The following is a 22,715-nucleotide window of genomic DNA, read 5'->3' as shown; positions in this document are numbered from 1 at the left end:
GCTGTTTCTTTTTTGTTCGTCACACTCTTTGATGATTAAAACACTGTTTTGTTTTTTTGCGATCTTTATTCAGGATGAAAATAATGGCTAACTCATTGTATGAATTAGCACCAGCGGGAAATGGCGCTATTTTTCAGCGGAAAACTGATTTACTCTGCGCACCAAATAGTCTTCAAATGGCCTGAAATAGCGGAACTTGTGCGTTTCGTCGGCAACCCATTTCATGCTACAAAATATGTAGAATTTTCAACGCGAAAGAGGTTTACTTCTTTCCCAAAATAGAGTCAGGACGCATATGTTGAACACAAAAATGAGTGTGGTGATCCTTGCTGCGGGCAAAGGCACACGCATGTATTCCGATCTTCCCAAAGTGCTGCATACGCTTGCAGGGAAAGCTATGGTTCAGCATGTCATTGATACTGCAACTTTTCTTGGCGCGAACCATGTTCATCTGGTGTATGGCCACGGCGGCGATCTGCTCAAAAAACGCCTTTCTGACGATAAACTCAATTGGGTTTTACAAGCTGAACAGCTGGGTACTGGCCATGCGATGCAGCAGGCTGCACCGTTCTTTGCTGATGACGAAGATATTCTCATGCTCTACGGCGATGTGCCGCTGATTTCAGTGGAAACACTGGAACGTCTGTGTGCTGCAAAACCGCAAGGCGGGATCGGTTTGTTAACTGTGGTTCTGGATGACCCTTCTGGATATGGTCGCATCACGCGCGAAAACGGCGTCGTGACGGGTATTGTTGAGCAGAAAGATGCCAGCGAAGAGCAGCGTAAGATTAATGAAATCAACACCGGTATTTTGATCGCTAATGGCGGCGATATGAAACGCTGGCTTGGTAAGCTCACCAACAACAATGCCCAGGGTGAATACTACATCACCGATATCATTGCGCTGGCTTATCAGGAAGGGCGTGAAATCGCCGCTGTGCACCCGCAGCGCCTGAGCGAAGTGGAAGGCGTTAATAATCGTCTTCAGTTGTCACGCCTGGAACGCGCTTACCAGTCTGAACAAGCCGAAAAATTGCTGCTGGCAGGCGTTATGCTGCGCGATCCTGCGCGTTTCGACCTGCGCGGTACGCTGGAGCACGGGCGGGATGTTGAGATCGATGCTAACGTCATCATTGAAGGTCACGTTAAGCTTGGTGATCGCGTGAAGATCGGCGCTGGTTGCATCCTGAAAAACAGCGAAATAGGCGACGATTGCGAAATCAGCCCGTACAGCGTTGTGGAAGATGCTCGTCTGGAAGCGGAATGTACCATCGGTCCTTTTGCGCGTTTGCGCCCGGGCGCTGAATTGCTGGTTGGCGCGCATGTCGGCAACTTTGTTGAAATGAAAAAAGCGCGTCTGGGAAAAGGTTCGAAAGCGGGCCATCTGACTTATCTGGGCGATGCAGAAATTGGCGACAACGTAAATGTCGGTGCAGGCGTTATTACCTGTAACTATGACGGCGCGAACAAACATAAAACTATTATTGGTGATGATGTATTCGTTGGTTCTGACACGCAACTGGTGGCACCTGTCACAGTCGGTAAAGGTGCGACGATTGCCGCCGGTACCACGGTGACGCGCAACGTTAACGAAAATGAACTGGTTTTAAGCCGCGTGCCGCAGGTGCAAAAACAGGGCTGGCAGCGTCCGGTGAAGAAGAAGTAACGATTTCAGGGATGAGGGGAAAGATAATTCCCCCGCCCAAATGCAGTACCTATAAAAATAACCCCACTCTCTACAAGGCTCGGGGAGTCCGATAATCGGACACTTACACTCAATAATTCGCGTTGTACAAAGGCAGCGTCGAAGAATGACGTGTAAACAGGTTGACCGACAACAAAAGGCATAATGCCAAAATCGGAATCAAAAAATATGTGTGGAATTGTTGGCGCAGTCGCGCAACGTGATGTAGCTGAAATCCTTCTCGAAGGCCTTCGTCGTCTGGAATACCGTGGTTATGACTCTGCTGGTCTGGCAGTGGTTGATGCACAAGGTCATATGACCCGTCTGCGCCGTCTTGGTAAAGTGCAGATGCTCTCTCAGGCGGCGGAAGAACACCCGCTGCATGGTGGCACCGGTATTGCTCATACGCGTTGGGCAACGCATGGTGAACCGTCAGAAGGCAACGCGCATCCGCATGTTTCTGACCATATTGTTGTGGTGCATAACGGTATTATCGAAAACCATGAACCGCTGCGTGAAGCGTTAAAAGCACGCGGTTATGTGTTTGTTTCTGAAACGGATACCGAAGTTATCGCGCACCTGGTGCATTGGGAACTGGAGCAGGGCGGCACGCTGCGTGAAGCTGTGCTGCGCACGATCCCGCAGTTACGCGGTGCATATGGCACGGTTATTATGGATACCCGCGATCCTAACACGCTGCTGGCAGCGCGCTCTGGCAGCCCGCTGGTTATTGGCCTGGGCATGGGTGAAAACTTTATTGCATCCGATCAGCTGGCCTTGCTGCCGGTTACCCGCCGCTTTATCTTCCTTGAAGAGGGCGATATTGCTGAAGTGACTCGCCGTAGCGTGACTGTTTTCGATAAATCTGGCGCGCAGGTTAAACGCCCTGAGATCGAATCGAATCTGCAATACGACGCTGGCGATAAAGGCATTTACCGCCATTACATGCAGAAAGAGATCTACGAGCAGCCGAACGCCATCAAAAATACCCTGATCGGCCGTATCAGCCATGGTGAAGTTGATCTGAGCGAACTGGGGCCGAATGCCAACGAATTGCTGTCGAAAGTTGAGCATATTCAGATTGTTGCCTGCGGTACGTCTTACAACTCCGGTATGGTTTCCCGCTACTGGTTTGAAGCGCTGGCGGGTGTTCCGTGCGATGTCGAAATCGCTTCTGAGTTCCGCTATCGCAAATCTGCGGTGCGTCGTAATAGTCTGATGATCACCCTGTCGCAGTCTGGCGAAACGGCGGATACGCTGGCGGCACTGCGCTTGTCAAAAGAGCTGGGTTATCTGGGTTCGCTGGCTATTTGTAACGTTCCGGGTTCCTCGCTGGTGCGCGAATCCGACCTGGCGATGATGACCAAAGCCGGTACGGAAATCGGCGTTGCATCAACCAAAGCGTTCACCACTCAGCTCACCGTATTGCTGATGCTGGTGGCGAAACTGAGCCGCCTGAAAGGGCTGGATGCGGCCATTGAGCACGATATCGTTCATGGTTTGCAGGCGCTGCCGAGCCGCATTGAGCAGATGCTGTCGCAGGATAAACGCATTGAAGCACTGGCAGAAGATTTCTCCGACAAGCATCATGCGCTGTTCCTTGGCCGTGGCGATCAATATCCGATCGCGCTGGAAGGCGCGCTGAAGCTGAAAGAGATCTCCTATATTCATGCCGAAGCCTATGCCGCAGGTGAACTGAAACATGGCCCATTGGCGCTGATTGATGCCGATATGCCGGTGATTGTCGTTGCGCCGAACAACGAGCTGCTGGAAAAACTGAAATCTAACATCGAAGAAGTTCGCGCCCGTGGCGGCGTGCTGTATGTCTTTGCCGATCAGGATGCCGGCTTCACCAGCAACGACAATATGCACATTATCGATATGCCACATGTAGAAGAGGTTATTGCGCCAATTTTCTATACCGTGCCGCTGCAATTGCTGGCTTACCATGTTGCGCTGATCAAAGGCACAGACGTGGATCAGCCGCGTAACCTGGCGAAATCGGTTACCGTGGAATAAGGTCTTAAGCTTGTCATAGTGTAGAAAGAGGTTGCCTGATGGCAGCCTCTTTTTTTAAGGATTCGCATGAGTTTGTTGGAAAAAATGGCAGGTGCGAGATTGCTTGCACTCATCAATTATTGCCGTGTCGTTGATGCGGGAATCGCGGGTCGCAAGCTGGCGCAGTTGAAGCTGGCGGTAGAGGCATTTAAAGAGATGCCAAAAGCCTATCCTGCAGGCAGAGGTGGGATGACATTTTATGGCAGCGTAACGGTGGTGTTTTATGCCTTGTTACTGAGCTATGCCTGCCTTGCGCTGACGGTGAAAACCGCCATTGGCGGTCTGGGTTTTATCGTCGGTGTCGCGGTATTTTTTATCCTGGTCGTGGCCCTCATCGGCATAGAAAAAGGGCGCACGCTCTCCTTAAAATTATTCCTGGTTGTCTGGTTGCTGTTATGTGTTTGCAACGTGCCAGTGGCAGGATGGCTTCTCATTGCTCCGTTTTCCGCACTGTCTCTGGTTTTTTGGGGGATTGGTATTGTTCTGTTATGGCTTACACGGAAAGTGATGAACGGGCCGGAACTCACGAAATTAGTGCAGTGGCGTGTATCGCTAAAAATAGCTCAATTCCGGCGTCAGGCGTTGACGCAATCTAAGCGTAAATAAAGTGATAAGCGGTGGCTTTTTCTCGCGTTTCGTTAGGACTTCTTGTCAGATTCAGCTACGTTTTTAATGTCATAAAACTAAAATTTTTCTGACATCTTATCGTCATCAGCTTTTTTATCTCGCTGATAAATCATCCCGAATTCGTTAAATCTGGCCGTAATCCGTTGCTGTCATCAAACAGTAACAATCTTTGCATATAACTGTCATCAAAGTGTCCTATTTTGCTCATCGTAGCCACTAAACAACGATTTACGATTCTTGCAGGAGACATTATGAACGTTATGCGTACCACTGTCGCAACTGTTGTCGCCGCGACCTTTTCTCTGAGTGCATTTGCTGTAAACGCAGCTGCCAGCCTGACAGGCGCGGGCGCAACTTTCCCGGCGCCGGTGTATGCCAAGTGGGCTGATACCTACCAGAAAGAAACAGGTAACAAGATTAACTACCAGGGTATCGGCTCGTCTGGTGGCGTTAAACAAATTACTGCTAAAACTGTTGATTTCGGCGCGTCCGATGCCCCGCTGGCTGATGACAAACTGGCTCAGGAAGGCCTGTTCCAGTTCCCGACCGTGATCGGCGGTATCGTGCTGGCAATCAACGTCCCGGGTGTTAAATCCGGTGAGCTGGTGCTGGACGGCAAGACCCTGGGTGATATCTACCTGGGTAATATCAAAAAATGGGATGACGCGGCTATTGCCAAACTCAACCCAGGCCTGAAGCTGCCTTCACAGAACATCGCTGTGGTTCGCCGCGCTGATGGTTCCGGTACCTCCTTCGTTTTCACCAGCTACCTGGCGAAAGTGAACGAAGAGTGGAAATCTAAAGTCGGTTCTGGCTCTACCGTTAACTGGCCGACCGGTCTGGGCGGTAAAGGTAACGACGGTATCGCGGCGTTCGTCCAGCGTTTGCCGGGCTCTATCGGTTACGTTGAATATGCTTACGCTAAGCAGAATAACCTGACCTACACCAAGCTGCTCTCTGCTGATGGTAAAGCGGTTAGCCCGACGGAAACCAGCTTCTCCAACGCGGCTAAAGATATCGACTGGAGCAAGTCTTTCGCGCAGGATCTGACTAACCAGAAAGGTGCGGATGTGTGGCCAATCACTTCCACCACGTTCATTCTGGTGCATAAAGAGCAGGCGAAACCTGAGCAAGGCGCTGAAGTGCTGAAGTTCTTTGACTGGGCCTACAAAAAAGGCGGCAAACAAGCTAACGACCTCGACTACGCAACCCTGCCGGATAGCGTTGTTGAACAAGTTCGCGCTGCCTGGAAAGCAAATGTGAAAGACAGCAGCGGTAAAGCACTGTACTAAGTACTGGTTTTTGAAGAACATGGCGGATGGCGCTTACACCATCCGCCTTACAGATCTGCTGTAGGCCGGCAAGCGCAAGTGCCTGCGGGCAAATTCGTAAGACGTTAAACTGAAGAGTAATTTATGGCTGCAACCAAGCCGGCATTTAATCCCCCGGGTAAAAAAGGCGACATGTTATTCAGCGCACTGGTAAGACTGGCTGCGCTGATTGTGTTATTGCTGCTCAGCGGCATTATCGTGTCCCTGATTTTCTCCTCATGGCCAAGCATTCAGAAGTTTGGTTTTTCTTTCCTGTGGACCAAAGAGTGGGATGCACCGAATGACGTCTACGGGGCGCTGGTACCGATTTACGGCACCATTGTTACCTCGGTCATCGCGCTACTTATCGCGGTTCCGGTGAGTTTTGGTATCGCACTGTTTCTGACGGAGCTGTCGCCAAACTGGCTGAAACGCCCGCTGGGTATTGCTATTGAACTGCTGGCGGCGATCCCGAGTATTGTGTACGGCATGTGGGGGCTGTTTATTTTTGCTCCGCTGTTCGCGACTTACTTCCAGGAGCCGGTGGGCAATGTCCTTTCTAACATTCCTTTTGTCGGCGCGCTGTTTTCCGGCCCCGCATTTGGTATCGGCATTCTGGCTGCCGGGGTGATCCTCGCCATTATGATTATTCCGTACATTGCGGCGGTAATGCGCGATGTATTCGAACAAACACCAGTGATGATGAAAGAGTCGGCCTACGGCATTGGCTGCACCACCTGGGAGGTTATCTGGCGTATCGTGTTGCCATTTACCAAAAACGGGGTGATTGGCGGCGTGATGCTGGGGCTGGGGCGCGCACTCGGTGAAACCATGGCGGTGACCTTTATCATCGGTAACACCTATCAGCTCGACAGTGCTTCGCTGTTTATGCCTGGCAACAGTATTACCTCCGCGCTGGCGAATGAGTTCGCCGAAGCCGAATCGGGCTTGCATGTCGCGGCATTGATGGAGCTGGGGCTTATCCTGTTCGTGATCACCTTTATCGTATTGGCCATTTCTAAATTTATGATCATGCGCCTGGCGAAAAACGAGGGGGCACGCTAATGGCTACGCTTGAAATGCAAAGTACAGCGCAACTGGCTGAATCGCGCCGTAAAATGCAGGCGCGCCGCCGTCTGAAAAACCGCATTGCCCTGACATTGTCGATGGCGACGATGGCCTTTGGTTTGTTCTGGTTGATTTGGATCCTGCTGTCGACGGTTACGCGCGGTTTTGATGGTATGTCGCTGGCGATGTTTACCGAAATGACGCCGCCGCCAAATACGGCGGGCGGTGGCCTGGCTAACGCCCTGGCGGGCAGCGGTCTGTTAATTCTCTGGGCGACGGTTGTCGGTACCCCACTGGGCATTATGGCCGGGATTTATCTGGCGGAGTATGGCCGTAAATCACTGTTGGCTGAAATTATTCGGTTTATCAATGACATTCTGCTTTCAGCGCCTTCTATCGTGGTTGGCCTGTTCGTTTACACCATCGTTGTCGCGCAGATGCAGCACTTCTCCGGTTGGGCCGGTGTGATTGCGCTGGCGCTGTTACAGGTGCCGATTGTCATCCGTACTACGGAAAACATGCTGAAACTGGTGCCGGACAGCCTGCGTGAAGCGGCTTACGCGTTGGGAACGCCGAAGTGGAAGATGATTTCCGCGATTACCCTGAAAGCCTCGGTTTCCGGGATTATGACCGGCGTGCTGCTGGCTGTCGCGCGTATTGCGGGTGAAACGGCGCCGCTGCTGTTTACCGCGCTCTCCAACCAGTTCTGGAGCACCGATATGATGCAGCCTATCGCTAACTTGCCGGTGACGATTTTCAAATTCGCGATGAGCCCGTTTGCCGAGTGGCAGCAGCTGGCCTGGGCCGGGGTGCTGATCATCACTCTCTGCGTACTGTTGTTAAATATTCTGGCGCGCGTCATTTTCGCGAAGAGTAAACACGGTTAATTTTTGCGACGCGGCGAATGCGGCGTCGAGTTGAGGAAAGAGATAAATGAGTATGGTTGAAACGACGCCGGGCAAGATTCAGGTTCGCGATTTGAACTTCTATTACGGCAAATTCCATGCACTGAAAAACATCAGCCTGGATATTGCCAAAAATCAGGTGACGGCGTTTATCGGGCCGTCGGGCTGCGGTAAGTCCACGCTGCTGCGTACGTTTAACAAAATGTTTGAGCTCTATCCTGAGCAGCGCGCGGAAGGCGAGATCCTGCTGGATGGCGACAATATTCTGACTAACACGCAGGATATTGCGCTGCTGCGCGCGAAAGTAGGGATGGTGTTTCAAAAGCCAACGCCGTTCCCGATGTCGATTTACGACAATATCGCTTTCGGTGTGCGCCTGTTTGAGAAGCTTTCACGCCCGGATATGGACGAGCGAGTGCAGTGGGCTTTGACTAAGGCCGCATTATGGAACGAAACCAAGGATAAACTGCACCAGAGCGGGTACTCTCTTTCTGGTGGTCAGCAGCAACGTCTGTGCATCGCCCGCGGCATCGCGATCCGCCCGGAAGTGCTGTTGCTTGATGAACCCTGTTCAGCGCTCGACCCGATCTCAACCGGTCGTATTGAAGAGCTGATTACGGAACTGAAACAGGATTACACCGTTGTTATCGTAACGCACAACATGCAGCAGGCGGCGCGCTGTTCCGATCACACGGCATTTATGTACCTCGGTGAGTTGATTGAGTTCAGCAATACAGATGATCTGTTCACGAAGCCGAAGAAGAAGCAAACGGAAGACTACATTACCGGGCGCTATGGTTGATTTACCGAGCCGTAAAGGTCTCAGCAACCCTGTTACAACGTGAAATCTGTCGGGCATTTGGAGTGCACCATGGACAATCTCAACCTTAACAAACACATTTCCGGGCAGTTCAACGCTGAGCTGGAAAGCATTCGCACTCAGGTAATGACCATGGGTGGAATGGTGGAGCAGCAGCTTTCTGATGCGATCACCGCCATGCACAACCAGGACAGCGAGCTGGCTAAGCGCGTTGTTGAGGGTGACAAGCAGGTCAATATGATGGAAGTTGCCATCGATGAAGCCTGTGTGCGTATCATCGCTAAGCGTCAGCCGACGGCGAGCGATTTACGTCTGGTGATGGCAATTATCAAAACCATCGCTGAGCTGGAACGTATAGGCGACGTGGCGGATAAAATCTGCCGTACCGCGCTGGAAAAGTTCTCCCAGCAACATCAGCCGCTGCTGGTAAGCCTTGAATCGCTGGGCCGTCACACCGTGCAGATGCTGCATGACGTGCTGGACGCTTTCGCCCGTATGGATCTGGACGAAGCGGTGCGTATCTACCGCGAAGATAAAAAAGTGGATCAGGAATATGAAGGCATTGTGCGTCAGTTAATGACCTACATGATGGAAGATTCCCGCACTATTCCGAGCGTGTTGACCGCGCTGTTCTGCGCCCGTTCCATCGAGCGTATCGGCGACCGTTGCCAGAATATCTGTGAATACATCTTCTACTTCGTGAAGGGGCAGGATTTCCGTCACGTTGGCGGCGATGAACTGGATAAACTGCTGGCGGGAAAAGATCCCAAAGAGTGATGCGAAAACCCCCTCAGCGACGAGGGGGTTTTTTTCAGGCTGATTTTGCCAGCAGCTTTCTTGCCAGCGTATCGATATCCTCGTACTGCCAGAGTTTGTCACGCCACGTTTGCGGAATGCCATTTACCCCGTAGAACGCGCCAGCCAGTTGTCCGGCAATGGCGGCGGTAGTATCCGCATCATCGCCGAGGTTGGTGGCCAGCAGGATGGTTTCTTCAAAGTCGTTACCTTTGGCGAAACACCACAGCGCCGCTTCCAGGCTCTGCACGCAGTAACCGGTACCAAAAATCTCCGCCCGGTTTTTTTGCAGATAGCGACCTTCAGCGATGTGGCGCAGGTTTTCCTGCTCCGGCAACTGCGCGATATCGGTCAGCGTTTCCTGCTTACTTTTGCCCTGTAAAGCATTCATAAGCTGTTGCGCGAATAGACGGCAGCTGGCGAGTGCTTCCGGCGCGGCGTGCGTCGTGCGTGAAGAGGCTTGTGCATATTCCAGCACTTGCGCTTGATCCGGAAAGAACCACAGCACCACAGGCGCCAGACGCATCAGCGAGCCGTTACCGGCTGTTCGCGGATTGCTGGAACCGGCAAACGGTTCGCCATCATTGGCGAACTTCTGCAGCGCGCTGGCAACGGTCATGCCGATATCAAAACAGTGACCCGTAGAGCTTAAATAGCCCCACTTCCACCAGTTCAGATAACGGTTCATCTGATCCTTAGCGTCAAACCCGTTACAGGTGACCAGACTTTCCGCAAGGCACAGCGCCATTGACGTATCGTCAGTCCACTGCCCGGCCTGTAAATGAAACGGGCCGCCACCTTCCATTCCCGTCACGGGTGGAAAGGAGTCCTTCGCGCTGAACTCCACTGTGGTACCAACCGCATCGCCTGCGGCCAGCCCAAGCAGGCAACCCTGATAACGTGCAAGTAATTCAGACATCTGTTGTGCTCCTGTCGCTCTCCATCAGGAGAAATCGGCCCACAGCCGCAGTTTCCCACAATGCAGACAGCGGAAGAGATAACCCTGGCAATCACCACCGTCGAGCAGGTATTCGGGTAGCTTCTCGTAATCAATGCCGAAAGCATCGCAGTCGGCCTGCAGATCGGCAAATTGGTCCAGCTTGTCGGCAATCTCTTTCCAGCCCACGTACCCTTCGAAGGCGCAGAAATCATTACAGTGCGCCAGCCAGAACTCCTGCTGCCAGCCACAATATCCCGGCGTTCTTTCGGTCAATTCAATCACGCTGGCTTCCGGCCAGGGATTTTTAAAGCCGGTAAATTCGCCTTCGTCGTCGAACTCGCTTTCTATACCCTCCAGAGAGGATTCATCCTGAAAGCTACCGCCAAATTTCGCTGCGGCTGCACCGTCTGCAATACACCATGGGCAGAGATAGTCGACATCTTGCTGGGTATAGAACGGATTGGTGTAGTAGACATTGGTCGGCTGCTGACAGCAGGCGCAGGTGACCGTTTTGTCTTCAGAGAACACCCCGGTTTCCAGAGGCTGCGGGTGATATTTAAATACCGGTAGAGGGCGATGTGTCTGGGCCATAAAAACATCCTGTTTAGTGGTTTAGATTAACGCGTAACATGCCACCCGCGAGCGCGCCACAGCTCTGGCAACTGCGCCAAATCAGTGAACGTAGTCACTTTTGGGTGGTCGATGGGTTTGTTATGCGGATCGGCGCAGAAGTAAAATACTTCCATCCCTGCCGCGATACCAGATTGCGCCCCGGCGGTGGAATCATCCACCAGAATACAGTTTGCCGGATCGACATTAAGCGCTTTAGCTGCATGGTACATTATCGCCGGATCGGGCTTCCAGCGTTGGATGTCATAGCCGCTAAACAGTTTTTCAGGAAAGTGATGTAGCATTCCAAGTTTGCCCAAAGAGTGTTGCATTTTGCTGACTGGGCCATTAGAAACGACGCACATAGGAATATCCATCGCGTCCAGCAATGCATTCGCGCCGGCAATCACTTCCAGCTCGCTGTCAAACAGACGCGCCACTTCTGCGCGATACACCGGCTCCAGCGCGCTTTTATCCAGCGGTTTACCGTACTCCTCGCCGATAACATCGATGATTTCATACAGTTTCATGCCTTTAAATCGTTTAAAAACCTCGTCCAGATCGAGCGAAATACCAAACGCTTCAAACATATGCACGTACGCGCGGGAACAAATTACTTCACTGTCGACCAGGGTGCCGTCACAGTCGAAAAATACCGCTTCAATGTGGGACATGCCGTTTCCTGTTTTATTGCAAGTTTAACGTTTACTTAACGCAGATTACGGGACGCAATCGTTGCCGTATAAGCAAATTCAATGAAAAAAAGTGTGTGATAACCGTCAACATTGTCTCATTTTGGTATAGGATAGCGACGAATTTTCCCTCCTATTCCGGAAATTGATAATGAGCCAACAACACACTACCCAGGCTTCAAGCCAGGGGTTGCTTGACCGCGTGTTTAAACTGCGCGAGCACGGTACTTCGGCACGCACCGAAGTGATCGCCGGTTTCACGACGTTTTTGACGATGGTGTATATCGTTTTTGTTAACCCCCAGATTCTGGGCGTCGCCGGAATGGATACCAGCGCAGTATTTGTGACAACCTGCCTGATTGCCGCTTTTGGTAGCATTCTGATGGGGCTGGTGGCGAATTTGCCGGTCGCACTGGCACCGGCCATGGGTCTGAATGCTTTCTTTGCGTTCGTGGTGGTTGGCGCAATGGGCCTCTCCTGGCAGATTGGCATGGGTGCGATTTTCTGGGGCGCGGTCGGTCTGCTGCTGTTGACCATTTTCCGCGTTCGTTACTGGATGATTGCCAATATCCCGGTGAGCCTGCGTGTTGGTATTACCAGCGGTATTGGTTTGTTTATTGGCATGATGGGGCTGAAAAACGCCGGTGTTATCGTCGCCAACAAAGAGACACTGGTGAGCATTGGCAACCTGACGTCTCACAGTGTTCTGCTGGGTGTGCTCGGTTTCTTTATCATCGCCATTCTGGCGTCGCGCAACATTCACGCCGCGGTGCTGATTTCTATTGTTGTGACAACGCTGCTGGGCTGGCTAATGGGTGATGTGCAGTACCACGGCATCGTTTCCGCGCCGCCGAGCGTTGCGTCTGTTGTCGGCAACGTTGACCTGGCTGGTTCGTTTAACATCGGTCTGGCTGGCGTGATCTTCTCGTTTATGCTGGTTAACCTGTTCGACTCTTCCGGTACGCTGATTGGCGTGACGGATAAAGCCGGTCTGGTGGATGAGAGCGGCAAATTCCCTCGCATGAAGCAGGCGCTGTATGTAGACAGCATCTCTTCGGTTGCCGGTTCGTTTATCGGCACCTCTTCCGTGACGGCGTATATCGAATCATCTTCTGGCGTGTCTGTCGGCGGGCGTACCGGTTTGACCGCGGTGGTGGTTGGTCTGCTGTTCTTGCTGGTTATCTTCCTGTCGCCGCTGGCGGGCATGGTTCCGGCATATGCCGCTGCAGGTGCGCTGATTTATGTTGGTGTGCTGATGACTTCCAGCCTCGCGCGCGTGAAGTGGGAAGATATGACAGAAGCCGTGCCTGCATTCATCACAGCCGTGATGATGCCGTTTAGCTTCTCAATTACTGAAGGTATTGCGCTCGGCTTTATCTCTTACTGTGTGATGAAGATTGGCACCGGTCGTTTGCGCGATCTGAGCCCGTGTGTGCTGGTGGTTGCGGTGCTGTTCCTGCTGAAAATCATCTTTATTGACGCGCATTAATCTTTCTCCCTCTCCCGCAAGGGAGAGGGATTTACCACTACCGCTTAACGCGTTGAATATAATCACCAAACGCCGTTAGCTGCCCGGTCAAATGGTCGAGCGTACTTTGATCAACCACTTCTCCTGTTTGCTGATCCACCTTGTTCTGGATCACGCCGCCCATAAACTCCGGCTTGTTCATTACCATCGCATCCAGGAATACCAGGATCTGGCGTAAGTGATACTGGCAGCGAGCACCACCAATCGCGCCCATTGAACTGGTCTGGATCAACACAGGTTTTCCAGCCAGCGGTTGCTCAGGCAGACGCGATAACCAGTCGATGGCGTTCTTCAGGCCGCCAGGCACGGAGTAGTTATACTCAGGCGTCACAATGACCACGCCATCCGCAGCGCGGATTTGTGCCGCGATTGCTTCCACACTTTGCGGGAAACCCTCTTCTTGCTGGATATCCGCGTCATACAGTGGGATATCAGCAATGGAAGGCAGCGGCGTCACTTCCATTCCTGCTGGAGCAAGTTTCGGTAACGTGCGTGCAACCATGGCATTAAATGAGCCTTTGCGCAGGCTCCCGAGAAGTGTCACAACCTTAAGTTCAGCAGACATAATGACTCCTGTGTAGGGATCAATTAAGGATCAGGGCTTTTTCCGCAGGCAGGCTGGTGAAGCGCATTAAGCGGGATGCTGGATCGTTAGCGCGCGTTTGCACATCTGAAAGGTAACGCCACCCTTTTTGACTGTCGAATTCCCAGATCTTCAGGCTTTCGATTGCCGGGCTCACCGCGACCGACCAAATCAGTACATCTTCCGCGTCACACATCACTTCCAACTGCGACAGCTGCGCGGCTCGCAGACGCCCGGATCCCGGCAATAACTGTAGCTGGCCCGGCTCATCCTGCATCTGGTGCAGTAGCTTCATTACGCTCTGGCGAATGGTCAAAAGCTGGGTTTGCGCTTCGTTAGCATCGTTTTGGTTGTTGATCCACAACTGTTCATTATTGGTGAACGTGTGTTTATGGCCGTGCGGGCTATGAAAACTCCGCGTTGCGCGCTGTAACTCCATATCCAGCCCGCATTCGCCTTCGGTGGTGATAGCCACACCGACCATGTTCCCGGCATATGCCAGTGAGAAGTGCGGCAGGCTGCTGTCGACAAACCTCGGTCTTCCGCTTGGCTCAACTTCTATTTCCGGCAGTTCACTCGCGCCGTAAAGCATAAACAGCATTTCGGCGAGTAACGCGCGGGAAGCGAGAAAGCGTGAGCGGCGATGTTCAGGAAGCTGGCGCGCCGTATCATGGCAGGCTAGCGGTAACCGGGTAGAGATGAGATTCCCTTCTGACAGGATCCCTCTTGCAAAGTGCGTCGCCATTTTTCTCTCCGTGATAATGGTCTGAATTGATCGAATCGATAATCAATATTATCGCCCATACTGCATAGGTTTTAATGCGGAAATTCGCATCTGAAAAGTCCTAATGGGGATATTTACACTTTCTTTCGCTGATCCGAAACACTTTAGGAAAATCCACCGTAGTAACACAAACGGCCGTTAAAACGGCCGCCGTGTCATTACTTACCAATACAGAAACTTGAGAAAATGCGCCCCAGCAAATCGTCTGAGGTAAACTCGCCGGTGATTTCACTTAAGTTCTGTTGTGCCAGGCGTAGCTCTTCGGCAAGCAGTTCACCTGCCCATGCACCTAACAGTTGCGCTTTGCCCTGTTGCAAATGCTCTGCGGCCATTTCCAGCGCTTGTAAATGACGACGACGCGCGAGGAAGCCGCCCTCCATGCTGGTGTCAAAGCCCATACTCTGTTTAAGATGCTGACGTAACACATCCACACCTTCACCGGTTCGTGCTGACAGACGAACAAGTGAGTGATTATTCACTTCACTAAGACCCAGCGGTTCGCCAGTCACGTCGGCTTTATTGCGCACCACGGTAATCGGTAGTTTCGCTGGCAAACGGGCAATAAAATCAGGCCAGATCGCCGCCGGGTCAACCGCATCGGTTGTGGTGCCATCCACCATAAACAGCACGCGGTCGGCTTGCTCGATCTCCTGCCAGGCGCGTTCAATACCAATGCGTTCCACTTCGTCGCTGGCTTCGCGCAGCCCGGCGGTATCAATGATATGCAGTGGCATACCGTCGATATGAATATGTTCGCGCAGTACGTCGCGAGTGGTGCCGGCGATATCGGTGACGATTGCCGCTTCGCGCCCGGCCAGCGCGTTCAGCAGGCTCGATTTCCCGGCATTTGGGCGACCGGCAATGACGACCTTCATCCCTTCGCGCAGCAGGCTACCCTGGCGTGCTTCGGCGCGTACGGCATCCAGATCGGCAATAACGTTATTCAGTTGCGCTTCGATTTTGCCATCGGAGAGGAAATCGATCTCCTCATCCGGAAAGTCAATTGCCGCTTCGACGTAGATGCGCAGGTGAGTAAGTGCTTCCACCAGGTGATTCACGCGGGCGGAAAACGCGCCCTGCAATGAGTTAACCGCCGAACGCGCCGCCTGCTCAGAACTGGCATCAATCAGGTCGGCAATTGCCTCAGCCTGCGCCAGGTCGAGCTTGTCGTTAAGGAATGCGCGCTCAGAGAACTCGCCAGGATTGGCGATACGCAGCCCTGGCAGCGTCAGGATGCGTTTTAACAGCAGATCGAGGATCACCGGGCCGCCGTGGCCTTGCAGCTCCAGCACGTCTTCACCGGTGAAAGAATTCGGGCCGGGGAACCACAGCGCAATGCCCTGGTCCAACGCGGTGCCGTCGACATCTATAAACGGCAGATAGTCGGCATAACGCGGTTTCGGTAGCTTGCCCAGCACCGCCTGCGCTACATCGCGTGCTTTGCTGCCTGAAATACGCAGGATGCCCACGCCACCGCGTCCCGGTGGGGTTGCCTGGGCGACAATCGTGTCGTTGTGGTTCATGGTTTATTTTCCGAAATCTCAAAATAAGAAAGGCGGTCAGTTGACCGCCTTCCGTAGAGCTATGACTTACTGTCAGGAGCTTTTCTTCTCGCGGCTATGCAAACCACGTTTCTCCAGACCACGGTAAATCAGCTGCTGCTGAATAATGGTCACCAGGTTGCTGACGATATAGTACAGCACCAGACCTGACGGGAACCACAGGAAGAACACCGTGAAGATGACCGGCATAAAGGTCATGATCTTCTGCTGCATCGGGTCGGTCACGGTGGTCGGCGACATCTTCTGAATGAAGAACATCGTTACGCCCATCAGGATCGGCAGGATGTAGTACGGGTCTTGCGCGGACAAGTCGTGGATCCACAGGGCGAACGGCGCGTGGCGCAGCTCAACGGAACCCATCAGCATGTAGTACAGCGCGAGGAAGATTGGCATCTGAATCAGCAGCGGGAAACAGCCACCCAGCGGGTTCACTTTCTCCGCTTTGTACATCGCCATCATTTCCTGGCTCATACGCTGTTTGTCATCGCCTAGACGCTCACGCATCGCCTGAATTTTCGGCTGCAGCATGCGCATTTTCGCCATGGAGGTGTACTGCGCTTTAGTCAGCGGGTACATGATGCCACGTACGATAAAGGTGATGGCGATGATGGCGAAGCCCCAGTTGCCGAGGAAGCTATGGATCCATTTCAGCAGTTTGAACAGCGGCTGAGAGATGAACCATAACCAGCCGTAATCCACGGTCAGATCCAGGTGAGGTGCCGCAGCAGCCATTTTGTCCTGAATCTCCGGGCCAACCCACAGGGTGCTGTTTAGCGCGGTAGTTTGACCCGGCTGAACAATCACCGGCTGGGATTTGTAGCCGATAGCGGCCACGCCATTACCCAGATTGCTGGTGTAGAAGTTATTGGCACTGTTGCTGCTCGGGATCCACGCTGTAGCGAAATACTGTTGCAGCATCGCAACCCAGCCGCCATTGGAGCTGACGTTCAGGTTTTCGTTATCGGCGATGGTGTCGAATTTGTATTTCTCATACTTCGCGTCTGGCGTGGAGTACGCCGCGCCACGGAAAGTATGCAAAGCAAAGTTGCTGCTGCCGGTATCACGGTGAGTCGGTAAATTGATGGATTGCTTCAACTGACCGAAGGCTGCCACTTCCAGCGGTTTGTCGCTGGCGTTCTGCACGTTATAGCCGACGTTCACCGTGTATTCACCGCGTTTCAGGGTGAAGACTTTAGTGAAGGTGTTGCCAGCCGCATCGGTATAGGTCAGCGGGATAGCCAGCTCGTTCTGGCCATCAGCCAGCACAAACGCATCTTTTTCCACGTTATACAGCGGACGTGGGCCGTTCGCCGGGTTATCCGGGCCATCACGACCTGTCAGGCCACTCTGCGCCTGATAGATAAACTGCGGGGTGGTTTCCAACAGCTGGAACGGCTCGCTGGAACCCAGCTCTTTCGGGTAAGCCGGAAGCAGTGCCTGCTCAACATCACCACCACGGGTGTTGATGGTCAGCTCGAGCACATCGGTTTTAACCGTAATCAGTTTCCCCTGGCCACTGGCCGGAACGCCCTGGTCGGCTGCGTTACCCGCTGCGGTGGTCGTAGTCTGCGTGGTCTGCTGCTGCGCCGGAGGAGGATTTTTATCCTTCTCCCACGTTTGCCAGATCATGAAAGACACGAACAACAAAGCGATGATAAAAAGATTGCGTTGCGAATCCATCGTTAGTGTTCTCTGGTTTTAGAAGGTCCTGGCGGGACGGGATCGTCTCCACCCGGGTGTAAAGGGTGGCATTTTAATACGCGTTTCACTGTCAACCAACTGCCTTTTATCACTCCAAACCTGCGCAATGCCTCAATTCCATAGTGAGAGCAGGTTGGGGTGAAACGGCAGTGCGGCCCGAGTAGCGGACTAATCAGGCGTTGATAGACCCGAATGAGGGCTATCAGGACCCTTGAGCCAGGCGACAATGGCGGCGCCATAATTTTTCCAACGCTTCCGAGAGAGCACGGTTATCGAGGTCGGCAACCCCTTTCTTCGCCACCACCACAAAATCCATTGCCGGCAGTTCATGCTGGCGTAAACGGAAACTTTCACGCGTCAGACGTTTAATCCGATTGCGTTCATGGGCGCGTTTGACGTTTTTTTTGGCGACGGTAAGACCGATACGGGGATGCCCCAGCGAATTCAGGCGGCCGAGGATGGTGATTTGCGGCGTGCCAGCCCGTTGTGGCTGCTGGAAGACGAAAGTGAAATGAGTGGGAGTTAACAAACGTAACTCCCTGGGAAAAGCGAGCTTAACCACTCAGGGGTTAGCTTTATTACTTGGAAACGGTCAGACGTGCGCGGCCTTTAGCGCGACGACGAGCCAGAACCTGGCGACCATTTTTAGTAGCCATACGAGCACGGAAGCCGTGAGAACGGTTGCGCTTCAGTACAGACGGTTGAAAAGTGCGTTTCATGGCGGTTTCTACCTAAACTTGAATAAATTCACTGACTTTTGCGTATGCCTGAACGGATATCGAACGACTGGCGCGCAAGCCATGGGTAATTAAAGAGGCCGGATTGTAATAATTGTACACTCCGGAGTCAATTCTCTTTCCTTATTGCGCTCCTATTTTTGCACAGATCCGCACAAAAAATAAGCAGCATTCGACGCCCAACAAGAGCAATACGCGCCGGGGGCAGAATTATACGGAGCCAACAGCAAAGCGCAAGGATCCTCCAGGATCTTCATTAGATCGTTTAAGCAATAAATCGGCGTTACTCATTAAATTTTCCAATATGCGGCGTAAATCGTCTCGCACGTCTGGTTGGATCGTTTACACTTACCCGATTCCGAATCGCCCTGTGGATAAATAGTGAAGAATCTGTGAGAAACACAAGATCTCTGCCGCGGTTTACGCTATGATCCGCGGTCCCGATCGCGATCCAGGATCGTGAGCAGGGCAAAAACCGTAAATAGCGGTTCGCACGTCACCCGGTTGGGTCTTATCGACGTGTGTCAAAAAACATTAATGTTTCTGTCTTTACTATTTATCGATTTTCGTTCGAGTGGAGTCCGCCGTGTCACTTTCGCTTTGGCAGCAGTGTCTTGCCCGATTGCAGGATGAGTTACCAGCCACAGAATTTAGTATGTGGATACGCCCATTGCAGGCGGAACTGAGCGATAACACGCTGGCTTTGTATGCGCCAAACCGTTTTGTCCTCGACTGGGTTAGGGACAAATACCTTAATAATATCAACGGGCTGCTGAATGATTTCTGCGGCACGGATGTTCCGCAGCTGCGTTTTGAAGTGGGCACCCGCCCGGTTAGCCAGACCCTGAAAGAACCTGCTGTTGTCGCTGCGCCCGCGCAGGCGGCGCAAGTGGTGGTGCAGCGTGCGGCTCCTGCAGCTCGCCCTGGCTGGGATAATGTTCCGGCACCTGCGGAACCGACTTACCGCTCAAACGTTAACGTGAAACATACCTTTGATAACTTCGTTGAAGGTAAGTCTAACCAGCTTGCTCGTGCGGCGGCTCGTCAGGTCGCGGATAACCCCGGTGGTGCGTATAACCCGTTGTTTTTATATGGCGGAACCGGTCTCGGTAAAACGCACTTGTTGCATGCGGTGGGTAACGGCATTGTGGCGCGAAAGCCCAACGCGAAAGTGGTGTATATGCACTCCGAGCGTTTTGTCCAGGACATGGTAAAAGCCCTGCAAAACAATGCGATCGAAGAGTTTAAACGCTACTACCGTTCCGTTGACGCCCTGCTGATCGACGATATTCAATTCTTTGCCAATAAAGAACGATCCCAGGAAGAGTTTTTCCACACCTTTAACGCCTTACTTGAAGGCAATCAGCAGATCATTTTGACGTCGGATCGTTATCCAAAAGAGATCAACGGCGTTGAAGATCGTCTGAAATCCCGCTTCGGCTGGGGGTTAACGGTGGCGATCGAGCCGCCGGAGCTGGAAACTCGCGTGGCGATCCTGATGAAAAAGGCCGATGAAAACGATATTCGTCTGCCGGGTGAAGTGGCCTTCTTTATTGCTAAGCGCCTGCGCTCTAACGTGCGTGAACTGGAAGGGGCGTTGAACCGCGTTATCGCCAACGCCAACTTTACTGGCCGCGCGATTACTATCGATTTTGTCCGTGAGGCGCTGCGCGATTTGCTGGCGTTGCAGGAAAAACTGGTCACCATCGACAATATTCAAAAGACGGTGGCGGAGTATTACAAGATCAAGGTAGCGGATCTGCTGTCGAAGCGTCGATCCCGTTCGGTAGCCCGCCCGCGTCAGATGGCGATGGCGCTGGCAAAGGAGCTGACCAACCACAGTCTGCCGGAAATCGGCGATGCATTTGGTGGTCGCGACCATACTACCGTGCTGCACGCCTGCCGTAAGATTGAGCAGTTGCGTGAAGAAAGCCATGATATCAAAGAAGATTTTTCCAATTTAATCAGAACATTATCTTCGTGACGCTATGAAATTTACCGTTGAACGTGAACACTTATTAAAGCCGCTGCAACAGGTTAGCGGCCCGCTGGGCGGACGTCCGACGTTGCCTATTCTCGGTAATCTGCTGCTTCAGGTTACTGAAGGCGCGTTGTCGCTGACCGGCACCGATCTCGAAATGGAGATGGTGGCGCGTCTTGCATTAGTCCAGCCGCATGAACAGGGAGCGACCACCGTACCGGCGCGTAAATTCTTCGACATCTGTCGCGGTCTGCCGGAAGGCGCTGAAATCGCTGTGCAGCTGGAAGGCGAGCGTATGCTGATCCGTTCCGGGCGCAGCCGTTTCTCTCTTTCCACTCTGCCTGCTGCAGATTTCCCCAATCTGGATGACTGGCAAAGCGAAGTGGAGTTCACGCTTCCGCAGGCCACCATGAAACGCCTGATCGAAGCGACACAATTTTCGATGGCGCATCAGGATGTGCGTTACTACTTAAACGGCATGCTGTTTGAAACCGAAGGCGAAGAGCTGCGCACGGTTGCGACTGATGGTCACCGTCTGGCAGTCTGCTCGATGCCAATTGGTCAGGCGCTGCCGAATCATTCGGTGATCGTGCCGCGTAAAGGGGTGATTGAGCTGATGCGTATGCTCGACGGCGGGGATACGCCGCTGCGCGTGCAGATTGGCAGCAATAATATCCGTGCGCACGTTGGCGATTTCATTTTTACCTCCAAGCTGGTTGATGGCCGTTTCCCGGATTATCGTCGCGTATTGCCGAAAAACCCGGACAAGACCCTCGAAGCGGGTTGTGATTCGCTGAAACAAGCATTTGCCCGCGCGGCGATCCTCTCTAACGAGAAATTCCGCGGCGTGCGTCTGTATGTCAGTGAGAATCAGATCAAAATCACCGCCAACAACCCGGAGCAGGAAGAAGCGGAAGAGTTTCTCGACGTCACCTACGGCGGGAGCGAAATGGAAATCGGCTTTAACGTCAGCTACGTGCTGGACGTACTGAATGCGCTGAAATGCGAAAATGTGCGCATTCTGCTGACCGATTCGGTTTCGAGTGTGCAGATTGAGGATGCGGCGAGTCAAAGCGCAGCCTATGTTGTCATGCCCATGCGTTTGTAGTGATTAAAAGGGGCTGGTTTACTTGCCATTTCGCCTTCCGGCAGTGCTCGAAATGCTCACGTACTTCGTGTACGCTCCGCTTTCTGTGCGCTGGCGGTAGACGAACTGGCTGCGATACTCACGCCCCTGGACTGATGCTCTGAACTATGTCACTGACCCGCCTTCTTATTAAAGACTTCCGTAACATCGAGAATGCGGATCTCGCGCTCTCCCCCGGTTTTAATTTCCTGGTCGGTGCGAACGGCAGCGGCAAAACCAGCGTGCTGGAAGCGATCTATACGCTCGGTCATGGGCGGGCGTTTCGCAGTTTGCAAATCGGCCGTGTGATCCGCCATGAGCAGGAATCTTTTGTTCTGCACGGGCGTTTACAGGGCGAAGAGCGGGAAACGGCGATTGGCCTGACCAAAGACAAGCTCGGCGATAGCAAAGTGCGCATTGACGGCACCGACGGGCATAAAGTCGCGGAGCTGGCGCTGCTGATGCCGATGCAGCTAATCACGCCGGAGGGGTTTACTTTACTCAACGGCGGCCCCAAATACCGAAGAGCGTTCCTCGACTGGGGATGCTTTCACAACGAAACCGGTTTTTTCACCGCCTGGAGCAATCTTAAGCGTTTGCTGAAACAGCGTAACGCCGCGTTGCGCCAGGTGAGTCACTACGCGCAGCTTCGTCCGTGGGACAAAGAACTTATCCCGCTGGCCGAGCAAATCAGCCGCTGGCGTGCGGAATACAGCACCGCTATCGCTGAAGATATGGCGGATACCTGCCAACAATTTTTGCCGGAGTTTTCCCTGACGTTCTCTTTTCAGCGTGGCTGGGAGAAAGAGACGGACTACGGCGACGTGCTGGAGCGCAATTTTGAGCGCGACCGCATGCTGACCTACACCGCGCACGGCCCGCACAAGGCGGATTTCCGCATTCGTGCGGACGGCGCGCCGGTAGAAGACACGCTGTCGCGCGGGCAGCTAAAACTCCTGATGTGCGCGCTGCGTCTGGCGCAGGGCGAGTTTTTAACGCGCGAGAGCGGACGACGCTGTTTATACCTGATAGATGATTTTGCCTCAGAACTTGATGACGCGAAGCGCGGGCTGTTAGCCAGCCGCTTAAAAGCTACGCAGTCGCAGGTTTTCGTCAGCGCTATCAGCGCTGATCACGTGATGGACATGTCGGACAAAAATTCGAAGATGTTCACCGTGGAAAAGGGTAAAATAACGGATTAACCC

At 53.0% G+C, this 22,715-nt stretch carries 22 protein-coding genes; 12 read left to right on the top strand and 10 right to left on the bottom strand.

All coding sequences use genetic code 11. The features are described 5' to 3' along the window. Positions 1–295: 295 nt before the first annotated feature. The 8 genes from glmU to phoU all read left to right on the top strand — a co-directional run bounded on the left by glmU (position 296) and on the right by phoU (position 9,249). On the top strand, positions 296–1,666 hold the full coding sequence (gene glmU, locus M8Q36_RS05945) for a bifunctional UDP-N-acetylglucosamine diphosphorylase/glucosamine-1-phosphate N-acetyltransferase GlmU (protein ID WP_249880329.1): 1,371 nt from the start codon (positions 296–298) through the stop codon (positions 1,664–1,666). A gap of 207 nt (positions 1,667–1,873) precedes the next feature. Further along, positions 1,874–3,703: a glutamine--fructose-6-phosphate transaminase (isomerizing) gene (gene glmS / locus M8Q36_RS05940; RefSeq protein ID WP_249880328.1), complete on the top strand. Its 1,830-nt coding sequence runs from the start codon at positions 1,874–1,876 to the stop codon at positions 3,701–3,703. 66 nt (positions 3,704–3,769) lie between these two features. Next, positions 3,770–4,348 carry a hypothetical protein gene (locus M8Q36_RS05935; RefSeq protein ID WP_249880327.1) on the top strand — a complete coding sequence of 193 codons (579 nt, stop codon included), beginning with the start codon at positions 3,770–3,772 and terminating at the stop codon, positions 4,346–4,348. Positions 4,349–4,620: 272 nt separating this feature from the next. Then, positions 4,621–5,661 (top strand): phosphate ABC transporter substrate-binding protein PstS, encoded by a 1,041-nt coding sequence (gene pstS / locus M8Q36_RS05930; RefSeq protein WP_020455856.1) that lies wholly within the window; start codon positions 4,621–4,623, stop codon positions 5,659–5,661. A 123-nt stretch (positions 5,662–5,784) separates the two neighbouring features. Next, positions 5,785–6,744, top strand: coding sequence for a phosphate ABC transporter permease PstC (gene pstC / locus M8Q36_RS05925; RefSeq protein WP_017458058.1), 960 nt, complete (start codon positions 5,785–5,787; stop codon positions 6,742–6,744). After that, complete coding sequence (gene pstA, locus M8Q36_RS05920) at positions 6,744–7,634, top strand: phosphate ABC transporter permease PstA (protein WP_017458059.1); 891 nt, start codon at positions 6,744–6,746, stop codon at positions 7,632–7,634. The genes pstC and pstA overlap by 1 nt, the downstream gene beginning before the upstream one ends. Before the next feature lie 46 nt (positions 7,635–7,680). Then, positions 7,681–8,454: a phosphate ABC transporter ATP-binding protein PstB gene (gene pstB / locus M8Q36_RS05915; protein ID WP_017458060.1), complete on the top strand. Its 774-nt coding sequence runs from the start codon at positions 7,681–7,683 to the stop codon at positions 8,452–8,454. 69 nt (positions 8,455–8,523) lie between these two features. Beyond that, positions 8,524–9,249 (top strand): phosphate signaling complex protein PhoU, encoded by a 726-nt coding sequence (phoU, locus tag M8Q36_RS05910; RefSeq protein ID WP_017458061.1) that lies wholly within the window; start codon positions 8,524–8,526, stop codon positions 9,247–9,249. Between the two features lie 34 nt (positions 9,250–9,283). Here the strand turns inward: phoU and M8Q36_RS05905 are convergent, their stop codons facing one another. Genes M8Q36_RS05905 through yieH form a run of 3 tightly spaced genes read right to left on the bottom strand, consistent with a single transcriptional unit; the run spans position 9,284 to position 11,490 of the window. Beyond that, positions 9,284–10,186: an ADP-ribosylglycohydrolase family protein gene (locus M8Q36_RS05905; protein ID WP_249880326.1), complete on the bottom strand. Its 903-nt coding sequence runs from the start codon at positions 10,184–10,186 to the stop codon at positions 9,284–9,286. A 24-nt stretch (positions 10,187–10,210) separates the two neighbouring features. Then, on the bottom strand, positions 10,211–10,798 hold the full coding sequence (gene cbrC, locus M8Q36_RS05900; RefSeq protein ID WP_249880325.1) for a PF03691 family colicin E2 tolerance protein CbrC: 588 nt from the start codon (positions 10,796–10,798) through the stop codon (positions 10,211–10,213). A gap of 26 nt (positions 10,799–10,824) precedes the next feature. After that, a complete protein-coding gene (gene yieH, locus M8Q36_RS05895; RefSeq protein WP_249880324.1) occupies positions 10,825–11,490 on the bottom strand; it encodes a 6-phosphogluconate phosphatase in 666 nt (221 codons plus the stop codon). Between the two features lie 169 nt (positions 11,491–11,659). Here yieH and M8Q36_RS05890 point away from each other — a divergent pair, with 169 nt between their 5' ends. Then, on the top strand, positions 11,660–12,997 hold the full coding sequence (locus M8Q36_RS05890) for an NCS2 family permease (RefSeq protein ID WP_249880323.1): 1,338 nt from the start codon (positions 11,660–11,662) through the stop codon (positions 12,995–12,997). Positions 12,998–13,034: 37 nt separating this feature from the next. Here the strand turns inward: M8Q36_RS05890 and M8Q36_RS05885 are convergent, their stop codons facing one another. From M8Q36_RS05885 to rpmH, 7 genes are all read right to left on the bottom strand, one after another. Continuing rightward, positions 13,035–13,601, bottom strand: coding sequence for an NADPH-dependent FMN reductase (locus tag M8Q36_RS05885; RefSeq protein WP_020455851.1), 567 nt, complete (start codon positions 13,599–13,601; stop codon positions 13,035–13,037). Positions 13,602–13,620: 19 nt separating this feature from the next. Then, a complete protein-coding gene (locus M8Q36_RS05880; RefSeq protein WP_249880322.1) occupies positions 13,621–14,364 on the bottom strand; it encodes a 4'-phosphopantetheinyl transferase family protein in 744 nt (247 codons plus the stop codon). A gap of 197 nt (positions 14,365–14,561) precedes the next feature. Then, on the bottom strand, positions 14,562–15,926 hold the full coding sequence (gene mnmE / locus M8Q36_RS05875; RefSeq protein WP_249880321.1) for a tRNA uridine-5-carboxymethylaminomethyl(34) synthesis GTPase MnmE: 1,365 nt from the start codon (positions 15,924–15,926) through the stop codon (positions 14,562–14,564). A gap of 72 nt (positions 15,927–15,998) precedes the next feature. Next, a complete protein-coding gene (gene yidC, locus M8Q36_RS05870) occupies positions 15,999–17,645 on the bottom strand; it encodes a membrane protein insertase YidC (protein ID WP_097407245.1) in 1,647 nt (548 codons plus the stop codon). A gap of 2 nt (positions 17,646–17,647) precedes the next feature. Then, positions 17,648–17,905, bottom strand: a complete 258-nt coding sequence (gene yidD / locus M8Q36_RS05865) for a membrane protein insertion efficiency factor YidD (RefSeq protein ID WP_017458070.1) — start codon at positions 17,903–17,905, stop codon at positions 17,648–17,650. Continuing rightward, positions 17,869–18,228, bottom strand: coding sequence for a ribonuclease P protein component (gene rnpA, locus M8Q36_RS05860; RefSeq protein ID WP_017458071.1), 360 nt, complete (start codon positions 18,226–18,228; stop codon positions 17,869–17,871). The genes yidD and rnpA overlap by 37 nt, the downstream gene beginning before the upstream one ends. Positions 18,229–18,244: 16 nt before the next feature. Continuing rightward, positions 18,245–18,385 (bottom strand): 50S ribosomal protein L34, encoded by a 141-nt coding sequence (gene rpmH, locus M8Q36_RS05855; RefSeq protein WP_000831330.1) that lies wholly within the window; start codon positions 18,383–18,385, stop codon positions 18,245–18,247. Positions 18,386–18,989: 604 nt separating this feature from the next. On the opposite strand from rpmH, the gene dnaA reads away from it, so the two are divergent. The 3 genes from dnaA (at position 18,990) to recF (ending at position 22,712) form a co-directional block, all read left to right on the top strand. Beyond that, on the top strand, positions 18,990–20,387 hold the full coding sequence (gene dnaA, locus M8Q36_RS05850; protein ID WP_017458072.1) for a chromosomal replication initiator protein DnaA: 1,398 nt from the start codon (positions 18,990–18,992) through the stop codon (positions 20,385–20,387). A 4-nt stretch (positions 20,388–20,391) separates the two neighbouring features. Beyond that, the gene (gene dnaN, locus M8Q36_RS05845; protein ID WP_065369723.1) at positions 20,392–21,492 is read left to right on the top strand and encodes a DNA polymerase III subunit beta; all 1,101 of its coding nucleotides are present in this window, start codon (positions 20,392–20,394) and stop codon (positions 21,490–21,492) included. 146 nt (positions 21,493–21,638) lie between these two features. Next, a complete protein-coding gene (gene recF, locus M8Q36_RS05840) occupies positions 21,639–22,712 on the top strand; it encodes a DNA replication/repair protein RecF (RefSeq protein WP_017458074.1) in 1,074 nt (357 codons plus the stop codon). Positions 22,713–22,715 lie beyond the last annotated feature (3 nt).

This window comes from Kosakonia sp. R1.Fl (assembly GCF_023516815.1).
Taxonomy (GTDB): domain Bacteria; phylum Pseudomonadota; class Gammaproteobacteria; order Enterobacterales; family Enterobacteriaceae; genus Kosakonia.
The sequence above is the reverse complement of the archived record's forward strand: the minus strand, read 5'-3'. Positions and strand labels throughout refer to the sequence as shown.

Bases quoted from the DNA above. Each gene is read 5' to 3' on its own strand.
- yidC (WP_097407245.1), bottom strand. From the start codon at position 17,645: ATGGATTCGCAACGCAATCTTTTTATCATCGCTTTGTTGTTCGTGTCT.
- phoU (WP_017458061.1), top strand. From the start codon at position 8,524: ATGGACAATCTCAACCTTAACAAACACATTTCCGGGCAGTTCAACGCT.
- rpmH (WP_000831330.1), bottom strand. From the start codon at position 18,385: ATGAAACGCACTTTTCAACCGTCTGTACTGAAGCGCAACCGTTCTCAC.
- M8Q36_RS05880 (WP_249880322.1), bottom strand. From the start codon at position 14,364: ATGGCGACGCACTTTGCAAGAGGGATCCTGTCAGAAGGGAATCTCATC.
- dnaN (WP_065369723.1), top strand. From the start codon at position 20,392: ATGAAATTTACCGTTGAACGTGAACACTTATTAAAGCCGCTGCAACAG.
- M8Q36_RS05935 (WP_249880327.1), top strand. From the start codon at position 3,770: ATGAGTTTGTTGGAAAAAATGGCAGGTGCGAGATTGCTTGCACTCATC.
- pstA (WP_017458059.1), top strand. From the start codon at position 6,744: ATGGCTACGCTTGAAATGCAAAGTACAGCGCAACTGGCTGAATCGCGC.
- yidD (WP_017458070.1), bottom strand. From the start codon at position 17,905: ATGGCGCCGCCATTGTCGCCTGGCTCAAGGGTCCTGATAGCCCTCATT.
- cbrC (WP_249880325.1), bottom strand. From the start codon at position 10,798: ATGGCCCAGACACATCGCCCTCTACCGGTATTTAAATATCACCCGCAG.
- mnmE (WP_249880321.1), bottom strand. From the start codon at position 15,926: ATGAACCACAACGACACGATTGTCGCCCAGGCAACCCCACCGGGACGC.
- pstB (WP_017458060.1), top strand. From the start codon at position 7,681: ATGAGTATGGTTGAAACGACGCCGGGCAAGATTCAGGTTCGCGATTTG.
- M8Q36_RS05905 (WP_249880326.1), bottom strand. From the start codon at position 10,186: ATGTCTGAATTACTTGCACGTTATCAGGGTTGCCTGCTTGGGCTGGCC.
- glmU (WP_249880329.1), top strand. From the start codon at position 296: ATGTTGAACACAAAAATGAGTGTGGTGATCCTTGCTGCGGGCAAAGGC.
- glmS (WP_249880328.1), top strand. From the start codon at position 1,874: ATGTGTGGAATTGTTGGCGCAGTCGCGCAACGTGATGTAGCTGAAATC.
- yieH (WP_249880324.1), bottom strand. From the start codon at position 11,490: ATGTCCCACATTGAAGCGGTATTTTTCGACTGTGACGGCACCCTGGTC.
- M8Q36_RS05890 (WP_249880323.1), top strand. From the start codon at position 11,660: ATGAGCCAACAACACACTACCCAGGCTTCAAGCCAGGGGTTGCTTGAC.
- M8Q36_RS05885 (WP_020455851.1), bottom strand. From the start codon at position 13,601: ATGTCTGCTGAACTTAAGGTTGTGACACTTCTCGGGAGCCTGCGCAAA.
- pstS (WP_020455856.1), top strand. From the start codon at position 4,621: ATGAACGTTATGCGTACCACTGTCGCAACTGTTGTCGCCGCGACCTTT.
- recF (WP_017458074.1), top strand. From the start codon at position 21,639: ATGTCACTGACCCGCCTTCTTATTAAAGACTTCCGTAACATCGAGAAT.
- pstC (WP_017458058.1), top strand. From the start codon at position 5,785: ATGGCTGCAACCAAGCCGGCATTTAATCCCCCGGGTAAAAAAGGCGAC.